The 7,493-nt window shown below is 62.8% G+C and carries 5 protein-coding genes and 1 tRNA gene; 4 read left to right on the forward strand and 2 right to left on the reverse strand.

Annotation, left to right across the window (positions count from 1 at the left end; translation table 11 throughout):
• Nucleotides 1-5 precede the first annotated feature (5 nt).
• From virB11 to BUA05_RS03590, 3 genes are all read left to right on the forward strand, one after another.
• Complete coding sequence (gene virB11 / locus BUA05_RS03580) at nucleotides 6-1,049, forward strand: P-type DNA transfer ATPase VirB11 (protein ID WP_143150250.1); 1,044 nt, start codon at nucleotides 6-8, stop codon at nucleotides 1,047-1,049.
• Nucleotides 1,050-1,201: 152 nt separating this feature from the next.
• Nucleotides 1,202-3,421 carry an RNA degradosome polyphosphate kinase gene (locus tag BUA05_RS03585; protein ID WP_084662444.1) on the forward strand — a complete coding sequence of 740 codons (2,220 nt, stop codon included), beginning with the start codon at nucleotides 1,202-1,204 and terminating at the stop codon, nucleotides 3,419-3,421.
• Nucleotides 3,418-4,974 carry a Ppx/GppA family phosphatase gene (locus tag BUA05_RS03590; protein WP_072673277.1) on the forward strand — a complete coding sequence of 519 codons (1,557 nt, stop codon included), beginning with the start codon at nucleotides 3,418-3,420 and terminating at the stop codon, nucleotides 4,972-4,974. Before BUA05_RS03585 ends, BUA05_RS03590 begins: the two co-directional genes overlap by 4 nt.
• On the opposite strand, the gene BUA05_RS03595 is transcribed toward BUA05_RS03590, so the two are convergent.
• The gene (locus tag BUA05_RS03595; RefSeq protein WP_084662445.1) at nucleotides 4,971-5,870 is read right to left on the reverse strand and encodes a queuosine precursor transporter; all 900 of its coding nucleotides are present in this window, start codon (nucleotides 5,868-5,870) and stop codon (nucleotides 4,971-4,973) included. The genes BUA05_RS03590 and BUA05_RS03595 overlap by 4 nt on opposite strands.
• 61 nt (nucleotides 5,871-5,931) lie before the next feature.
• Here BUA05_RS03595 and BUA05_RS03600 point away from each other — a divergent pair.
• Nucleotides 5,932-6,008 (forward strand) — tRNA-Arg (locus BUA05_RS03600).
• A 176-nt stretch (nucleotides 6,009-6,184) separates the two neighbouring features.
• Here BUA05_RS03600 and BUA05_RS14680 read toward each other — a convergent pair.
• Nucleotides 6,185-7,493, reverse strand: a 1,309-nt coding sequence (locus BUA05_RS14680) for an MBG domain-containing protein (protein WP_218587356.1), incomplete at its 5' end; no start/stop codon positions are given.

The following is a 7,493-nucleotide window of genomic DNA, read 5'->3' on the forward strand; positions in this document are numbered from 1 at the left end:
CAGCGATGAGCGCGGATATCCACCGGCTGACAGCAAGCGGCGAGAGCGCCGGAAAGAGCGCGGAGGCTGCGCCTCTGCCCGCCGAACGTTCTGTCTATCTCGACGCCTATCTTGCCCCCTTCCGCCGCTGGCTTGACCGCGACACCGTGACCGAGATCATGGTCAACCGTCCGGGCGAGGTGTGGATTGAGGATGCCTCCAATCCCGGCATGCAGCGGATCGAAACGCCTGAGATTGATGACCGGCTGGTGCAGCGACTTGCCGAACAGGTGGCGCGGGTCAGCCATCAGGGCATCAACCGCGAACATCCGTTGCTGGGCGCGACGCTGCCCGCAAAAGATGGAGGGAGAGGCGCGCGCGTGCAGTTCTGCGGCCCGCCTGCCAGCCGCAAGCATTGGGTGATGGCCATTCGCCGCCACCGCCGGCTCGACTTGCCATTGGACGCCTATGACACCGGGCCATTGGTGGGTGAGGGGCATGTCGACCTGCCCGATCCGCAAGCCGAGCCGATTGCTTACCTGCGCGCGGCGATCCGGGCGCGGCGCACGATCCTGATTTCGGGCGGCACCAGCACCGGCAAGACCACCTTCCTCAACGCCATGCTGGGCGAGATCCCGCGCGCAGAACGCGTGGTGTTGGTCGAAGATACGCCCGAACTCAAGTTCCCCGGTGAAAACGCGGTCGGGCTGGTCGCGGTCAAGGGCGAGCTGGGTGAGGCCAAGGTGACCGCCAACGAATTGCTGCAAGCCGCGCTGCGGCTGCGCCCTGACCGGATCGTGCTGGGCGAATTGCGCGGCGCGGAGAGCGTCAGCTTCCTGCGCGCGATCAACACCGGGCATCCGGGCAGTTTTTCCACCATCCACGCCAATTCCCTGCGCGGCGCGCTGGAACAGTTGTCGCTGATGGTGATGCAGACCGGGATCGGTCTCACCCGCACCGATACCATCGCCTATGCCGCCAGCGTGATCGACGTGATCGTGCAATTGGGCCGCGATGCCAATGGCAAGCGCGGCATCACCCGGATCGCGGAGAGCCGGGATTTGTTGTGAGCGGGCCGCTGATTGAAACGGCCCCGTTCCTTCCGCGCAAATTGACAGCAATGTGACGGGCGCTTCATGGTGATTTACACTGCGCCCGCATGCGAACATGGAGCGCACGGCGACCCGTGACGAATGGGCGGGGTTGGCGTAACAGGGAAGCGATGAGCACGTCACCGATCGAGAACGGGGAACTGTCCGAAGCCGGGGGCGCATCCCCCTTTGCCGGGCTTGGCCCGGACGAATCACCCTATTTCAACCGTGAGCTGTCGTGGCTGCAGTTCAACCAGCGGGTGCTGGCCGAAGCCTGCAACGAAGCCTACCCCCTGCTTGAACGGCTGCGGTTTCTGTCGATTTCGGGCAGCAATCTTGATGAATTCATGATGATCCGCGTTGCCGGCCTCGTCGGGCAGGCGCAGCGCGGGATCGAACGGCCCTCGATCGACGGGCTTTCACCGACCCAGCAACTCGCCGCGATCCGCGACAAGCTGGCCGAATTGTCGGCTCGCCAGCAGCGGATCTGGCGCACCTTGCGCGATGCGCTGGCCAGCGCCGATATCCATGTCGCCGATGAACAGCGGGTCAAGCCTGCCGCGCACAACTGGTTGAAGAGCTTCTTCCTTGAAGAAATCCTGCCGATCATCACCCCGCAGGCGCTGGATCCGGCGCACCCGTTCCCCTTTGTCCAGAACGAAGGCATGGGCCTGCTGTTCACGCTGACCCGTGATGCGGACAAGGAACAGCTGATCGAAATGGTGCTGATCCCCAGCGCGCTGCCCCGTTTCGTGCGCGTGCCGGACGAGGTGACGGCGGCCGAAACGGGCGGGGGCGGGGCGCTGTATATCTCGATCGCCAGCCTGATCCAGCGCTATGCCGCGGCGCTGTTTCCCGGTTTCACCATACAAGGCGACGGCTTGTTCCGGGTGCTGCGCGACAGCGATATCGAGATCGAGGAAGAAGCCGAAGACCTTGTGCGCACCTTCCGCAGCGCGATCCAGCGGCGGCGGCGCGGACAGGTGATCCAGCTTGAACTGGAGGAGGATTTCGATCCCGCCGCGGAAGATGTGCTGCTCGAACAGCTCGGCGTGCATGAAGCCGCAGTGATCAAGACCGACGGGATGATCGGGATCGACGGGCTGGCCGAAATCGCCAGCGAAGACCGGCCCGATCTGAAGTTCGATGCCTATTCCCCGCGCTTTCCCGAACGTGTCCGTGAACATGATGGCGATGCCTTTTCCGCGATCCGCGAAAAGGACATCATCATCCATCACCCCTATGAAAGCTTCGAGGTGGTGGTCGATTTCATCCGTCAGGCCGCCGCCGATCCGGACGTGGTGGCGATCAAGCAGACGCTCTACCGCGCCGGTTCGCAATCAGCGGTGATCAATGCCCTGATCGAAGCGGCCGAAGCCGGCAAATCGGTGACCGCGGTGGTGGAATTGAAGGCCCGGTTTGACGAGGAACAGAACCTCAAATGGGCAAGCAAGCTGGAACGCGCGGGCGTGCAGGTGATCTACGGTTTCACCGACTGGAAGACCCACGCCAAGGTGGCGATGGTGGTGCGGCGCGAGGGCAGTTCCTTCCGCACCTACTGCCATTTCGGCACCGGCAATTATCACCCCGTCACCGCCAAGATCTACACTGATCTCAGCTTCTTCACCGCCGATCCCAAGCTCGGGCGCGATGCGGCCAAGATGTTCAACTTCGTCACCGGCTATGTCGAGCCGCACGCGCTGGAACGTATCCACATCGCGCCGATCGACCTGCGCAAGGAAATCTACCGCCGGATCGATGCCGAGATCGCCGATGCCCAGGCCGGCAGGCCCGCAGGCATCTGGATGAAGTGCAACCAGATCACCGATGAAGGCATCATCGACCGGCTCTATGCGGCCAGCAATGCGGGGGTCACGATCGAATTGCTGGTGCGCGGGATCTGCTGCCTGAGGCCGGGGATCGCGGGCCTTTCCGAAAATATCCGGGTCAAGTCGATCATTGGCCGCTTTCTGGAACACAGCCGCATCTATGCCTTTGCCAATGGTGCCGCCATGCCAAGCCCGAAGGCGGCGGTCTATATTTCCTCGGCCGACCTGATGAGCCGCAATCTTGATCGCCGGGTCGAGGCGCTGATCCCCATCCTCAACCGCACGATCCATGATCAGGTGCTGCAACAGGTGTTGCTCGCCAACATGCTCGATACCGAGCAGAGCTGGTGGCTCAATCCCGATGGCTCCTATTCACGGGTGGAAAGCGCGATGGAGGGTGGGGGCAAGCCTTTCAATTGCCATCGCTATTTCATGACCAACCCATCGCTGTCCGGGCGCGGCGGGGCATTGGAGGCAGGCGCTGTGCCCAAGCTGTCCTTGCGCCGGGGCGCTGCTGCATGACCTATCGCAAGCGGCGGGACGACCGCGACGGGGCCTTTGCCGGCAACACGCCCGAACGCGCGATCATCGATATCGGCTCCAACACGGTGCGGCTGGTGGTCTATGGCGGGGCGATGCGCGCACCGATGGTGCTGCTGAACGAGAAGGTCACAGCCAAGCTGGGGCGCGAGATTGCCGCAACCGGGCGGCTGGCTGATGAGGCGATGGCGCTGGCGCTGCGCGGGCTGAAGCGGTTCGCGCTGCTGCTGGATGATCTCGGCATCGAGGATGTCGAGACTGTCGCCACAGCGGCCGTGCGCGATGCCAGCAACGGGCCGGAATTCGCGGCGCAGCTGCGCGCCATCGGGCTCGAACCGCGCGTCATTTCGGGCGAGGAAGAAGCGCTGCTGAGCGCCCACGGCGTGATCGGCGCCTTTCCCGATGCGCGCGGGATCGTGGCCGATCTGGGCGGTGGAAGCCTTGAACTGGTGCGGGTGGCGAGCGGCATGGCCGACGGTGCCAGCACGCTGCCGCTCGGCACCTTGCGCCTGCCCGATTACCGTCCCGATCAACGCAAGGGAATGGCCGGGCGGGCCGAGATGAAGCAGGCGATCGACAAGGTCATCCGCAAGGCCGGGTGGGATCTGTCTGCCAGCCCTTCCGGGGCTGATAACGCGCTTTATCTGGTCGGCGGCACATGGCGGGCGATGGCGGTGTTTGCGATGGCGCTCCGCGGCCATCCCCTTAGCGATCCCCATGGTTTTGAACTTGACGCGGCTGCCGCGCAGGAACTGGCCGAAACGCTGGCGGACAGCGAAAGCGAGGCGCTGAAGGGGCGTGACCGGATTTCGTCGATGCGGGCCGAAAAGCTCCCCGATGCTGCGGTGCTGCTGTCCGTGCTGCTGGCGCGGATCAATCCTGCGCGCGTGGTGTTCTCGTCATGGGGTCTGCGCGAAGGGCTGCTGTATGATCGCCTGCCCGCGCCCAGCCGCGCGCAGGATCCGCTGCTGGCCGGGATTGCGATGTTTGCCAGCCAGCGCGGCGCCCCGGTGACGCTGGCGACCCGGATGGCAGCCTGGACGCTGGATGCCGCTCCGGCGCGCGAACATGGCAGCGAACGGCTGCGGCTTGCGGCGATCATGCTGGGGCTTGCCTCGATGCAGGTGGAACCCAACCTGCGCCTGCCGCAGGCGATTGACTGGGCGCTGCACAAACGCTGGGTGGGGGTGGATGGCATGGGCCGGGCGATGATGGCGGCGGCGGTTGCGGCCAATGGCAACAGCCTGGACCTGCCCGCCCGCGTGCGCGCGCTTGCCAGCGAGGAGGCGCTGGAAGAGGCGGCGCGCTGGGGTCTGGCGCTGCGGCTTGCCCGGAGGCTGGGCGCCCGCTCGCGCCGCTCGCTTGAGGTCAGCCGGCTGGTTGTTCAGGACGGTGCGCTGCTGCTGAAGCTGGCGGAAAGCCACGAGGCGCTGTTCGGTATCCCGTCCGAGAAGGACATGAAATTGCTGGCAGGCCGGCTTGGGCTGGAATGGCGGATGGCGATCGTGCCCGACGCGCAATTGCGCGGCGATTAATCCGGTTTGCTGCTGGCGAAAGGCGAAAAGTCGGTTTCAAGATCGTAGAGATCGACCCCTTCGGCTGCCTTCAGCTTGTTCACCACCACATAGGTCACCGGGGTCAGCGCCGCTTCCCACAATACTTTCAGCGCCCAATTGGTGACCATTACGGTCAGCACTGCCTCGGTCGTCCAGATGCCGTAGAAGGCGACGGGATAGAAAATCAGGCTGTCCACGCCTTGCCCGACAAAGGTCGATCCGATGGTGCGGCTCCACAGGGCGCGGCCTCTCGTCCAGACCTTCATCTTGGCCATTACGAAGGAATTGACGAACTCGCCCGCCCAGAAGGCCGCGATCGAGGCGACCACAATGCGCCAGGTGCTGCCGAACACGCTGACATAGGTTTCCTGACAGATCGCGCCATCGGGGATGACCGCATCGCTGCTGGAGGTCAGCGGGCGCGGTCCGCCAAAGCCGCTGGCGCTGCACGTCCAGCCATCGAAGGCAGGCAGGCTCACCACGACATAGGACATGAAGGCGAGGAACAGCATCGCCGCCGACCCCACCCAGATGACCCGCCGCGCCTTGGCAAAGCCGTAGATCTCGGTCAGCACATCGCCGATCACATAGCCTAGGGGAAAGAACAGGATTCCTGCGCCGTAGATGAAGGTGCCGGTCGGCGCGGGCCACCAGCCTTGGGGCCAGAACGGCACATCGACAAAGGTCAGCTTGGCCGCGCCGATCAGGTTCGACAGCAGCAGGATCGCGACAAAGGCGGCCATCACCAGATCGTAATAGCGGAAGGTGAGCGGTGGCCGCGAGGTTGCGACAATCCCGTCGTTCGGATCGGCATCGAAGCTGGCGGCGGGATCGGGCTGGGCGGCGGCAGAGGCAGGTGGCGCGGTGTTTTCCATCGCCCGATGGGTTAGCGCGATTCCCATGTCGCGCAAAGCGCGCTATTGGCGGGTCCGGCGCGCGCCCGTAGCTCATCTGGATAGAGCGCGAGACTTCTAATCTTGAGGCAGCAGGTTCGAGTCCTGCCGGGCGCGCCATTCCCACGCTTTTCTGGCGCAATTGCACCCAGCGTAACGACCGGCCAAGCCTTGGCCGATGGAACGGTGAAGTCCAGCCAGCATGATCGCAATGTCTTCAATAGAAAATTCCGTATTGAAAATTTTTCCAGCTATTTATTCTTTGTAACAAATAAATCACTAATAAAAATGCAATTTTATTGGATCAAAATAGAATCTATAGATGAAAATCCGCTATCCACTTTATTTGTGACATTGTTTTGTGGCCGTGGTGATACCGAAATTGATGGTGTAAGTACAACAATTCCTGATTGTTGGTTTGTGGTGAGTGTCGCCGGAGCGTTATCCTCGATCGATGCTGCAGCAAGGACCGGATCTCCCTCGTCCTCGGGATCACTCGGCGTTGGGGTCGGCTCTTCACCGATCGGTGAGGGTGGCAGGGGTTCCGCCGCCTCGACTTCCACGACCACAACGCTTGGTGCGGATTCTTGCAAGGGTTGCTGATCTATCGATTGGCTATCGCCACCAGCATCGGTTGCATCGGTGCCACCGCTCTGTTGGCTGCCTGATTCGCCGGTAGCGGTTCCAGAAGACGTTGTCCCTTCCGCTGAATCTGTGGTTGAGCCTTCATCTGATGGTTCGGAGCTATCAGTTGTTGAACCTTCATCTGATGGTTCGGAGCTATCAGTTGTTGAACCTTCATCTGATGGTTCGGAGCTATCGGGTGATGATGAATCATCCGAAGCAGTCTCAGAGTCGGAACTTGGCCCTGAATCGGGGGCCGAACCCTCATCTGATCCGGCCTCGGAGCCTGATGCCGATCCTGAGTCTGCCCCCGCACCCGAATCCGAGCTTGGCGCTGTACCCGGATCCGACGTTGGCGCAGGACCCGCCTCCGCACCCCCAGACGCACCGCCCCCAGAGCCCTGTGATTGCGCATTGACGTTGGAAACTTGATTGATGACGTTCGGTTGAACGGTAAGAGCTGTCGCATTTTCCGGTGCCTGAACAAAGACGTAATTGACAGCAGACAGCCCACTTCCCGTTATGGGGTACAGGCCAAGTTCCGATTCATTTGTTGCAGGCGTGGTGAAAACCAGCGCTCCGGCTGTAGCTGTCTCAAGCGTCTCGCCGCTCAGAAATCCTGTCACGGTACCTGTGAAGTTAGGGTTCGGTGCCCCGATGAAGCGCACCGCCGGATCGGCGCGGTAAGTTAGCGTAAGCGGCAGGATGGAGCCGATGGCTCCGCTGGCGGTGACGGGCAGCAGGTAGTTGGCAAGATCGGTGCCGCTGCCGCCGACAAAGTCGTTGCTGGTCAGGCTGGTGCTGACCGACAAGTCGCTGCCGACGTTGGGAGTGGCAAAGGCGCCGGCGGTTTGCGTGACGGTGATGGTCTCGCCTGCAACCAGACCATCAAGAGCATAGTTGCCGCCGGACAGCAGCGCTGCGGTGGTGCCATCATAATCGCGGCTGACGCTCCCGATCAGGGAAGCCAGCAGCGGGCGC

Source organism: Erythrobacter sanguineus, from assembly GCF_900143235.1.
In the GTDB taxonomy this organism is placed as follows: Bacteria; Pseudomonadota; Alphaproteobacteria; order Sphingomonadales; family Sphingomonadaceae; genus Erythrobacter; species Erythrobacter sanguineus.

Excerpts from the sequence above, each read along its gene's own strand:
- virB11 (WP_143150250.1), top strand. The coding sequence starts at position 6 with ATGAGCGCGGATATCCACCGGCTGACAGCAAGCGGCGAGAGCGCCGGA.
- BUA05_RS03585 (WP_084662444.1), top strand. The coding sequence starts at position 1,202 with ATGAGCACGTCACCGATCGAGAACGGGGAACTGTCCGAAGCCGGGGGC.
- BUA05_RS03590 (WP_072673277.1), top strand. The coding sequence starts at position 3,418 with ATGACCTATCGCAAGCGGCGGGACGACCGCGACGGGGCCTTTGCCGGC.
- BUA05_RS03595 (WP_084662445.1), bottom strand. The coding sequence starts at position 5,870 with ATGGAAAACACCGCGCCACCTGCCTCTGCCGCCGCCCAGCCCGATCCC.